Here is a 1,613-nt window from a genome sequence, read left to right on the forward strand (position 1 = left end):
AAAATCATGTTTGTCTCCGATCGTTATGGGGTTTGCTATGGGGTATCAAAAATCAGACGTTGGCATGGGTGGGATTTGGGCTTCTCTTTGATAAAAACTGCACTTGCTTTCATTTACTTGCGCTTTCGCAAAATATCGGCATACACCGCCACGATGATGATCAGGCCCKTCACCACCGTCTGCCACTCCTGTGCCACCGACATGATGCGCAGCCCGTTGGTCAGCACACTCATGATGAAGGCGCCGATGATGGTGCCCAGAATCGTGCCGGCCCCGCCGCTGAGCGAAGTGCCTCCGATCACGACGGCGGCAATCGCATCCAGCTCGTAGCCCTGGCCCAGCGCCGGCTGCGCGGAATTCAGGCGCGAAGCGATGAGCAGCCCGGCCACGCCGCAAATCGCGCCGCTGAGCGTGTAGACAATGATCTTCCAGCGGTCCACATTCACGCCCGACAGGCGTACCGCCTCTTCGTTGCTGCCCAGTGCGAAGGTGTAGGTCCCCAGCACCGTCTTGTTCAGGATCAGGCTGGATACCACCGCCACCACAAACAGGATCAGCACCGCATTGGGGATGGGCAGATCGGGCAGGAAATAACCGATCAACGACTCCTGGGAAATGACCGAGAACTCCGGCGTGTCGTTGAAATAGATTGGCTTGGATTGGGTGATGACCAGCGACAGGCCTTTGAGCATGAGCATCATGCCCAGCGTGGCAATGAACGGCGGGATCTTCAGCTTGGCAATCAGCATGCCCGAGGTGAAGCCAGAGAACGCACCGAAGAAAATGGCAGCCAGCACGCCCAGGTAGAAGGGCAGGCCCCAATAGGTCAGCACCACCCCGGCCATGACGGCGCAAAAGGTCATCAAGGTGCCCACCGACAGGTCGATGCCCGAGGTGATGATGACAAAGGTGCAGGCGATGGCCAGCACGCCGTTAACCGCAGTGGCCTGCAAAATGCCCACCATGTTGTCGGTCTGCATGAAGCTGGACGAGGCCATGCTGAAGAAAATCAGCAACCCCAGCAAGCTGGCAAATGCCAACAGCTTTTGACGGGTGTTGCTGCTAAAAGCTGCAGTTTTGAAACCTTGCAGCAACTTGGAGACGGTCATGGGTGATGGTTCCGGCGTTTTTTTAAAAAGCAGCAGCGGCAACCATGCCGGAAACGGCAGCCGGGGCTTCGCGCTGGGTGGCGAGCTGCATGATTTTTTCCTGGGTCGCGTCCCGTGCGACCAGCTCGCCGGTGATGCGGCCCTCGCACATCACCACGATGCGGTGGCTCAGCCGCAGCACCTCGGGCAGTTCGGAGGAGATCATCACGATGGCACGGCCCTGGGCCGCCAGCGCATTGAGCAGCTTGTAGATTTCGCTCTTGGCGCCCACGTCAATGCCGCGCGTAGGCTCGTCAAAAAACAGGATCTCGCAGTCGCGCACCAGCCATTTGGCGACGACGATTTTTTGCTGGTTACCCCCCGACAGCAGCGCCACTTTCTGCAGCGCGCTTGGGGTCTTGATGCCCAGTTGCGCGATCAGCTTCGCAGCCGTGTCCTGTATGGCAGCGGGCCTGAGAAGGAACCCGAAGCTCAAGAACCGCCGCAAGCTCGACAGCACAATGT

General features: G+C 58.7%; 2 protein-coding genes. Both read right to left on the reverse strand.

Going from position 1 to position 1,613, the window contains the following annotated elements; translation table 11 throughout:
* Positions 1-113: 113 nt before the first annotated feature.
* Positions 114-1,109, reverse strand: coding sequence for an ABC transporter permease (locus AC1D1X_RS22825; RefSeq protein ID WP_477699279.1), 996 nt, complete (start codon positions 1,107-1,109; stop codon positions 114-116).
* Between the two features lie 22 nt (positions 1,110-1,131).
* Positions 1,132-1,613, reverse strand: a 482-nt coding sequence (locus tag AC1D1X_RS22830; RefSeq protein WP_477699280.1) for an ATP-binding cassette domain-containing protein, incomplete at its 5' end; no start/stop codon positions are given.

The sequence above is a fragment of the Polaromonas sp. P1_G4 genome (genome assembly GCF_056405475.1).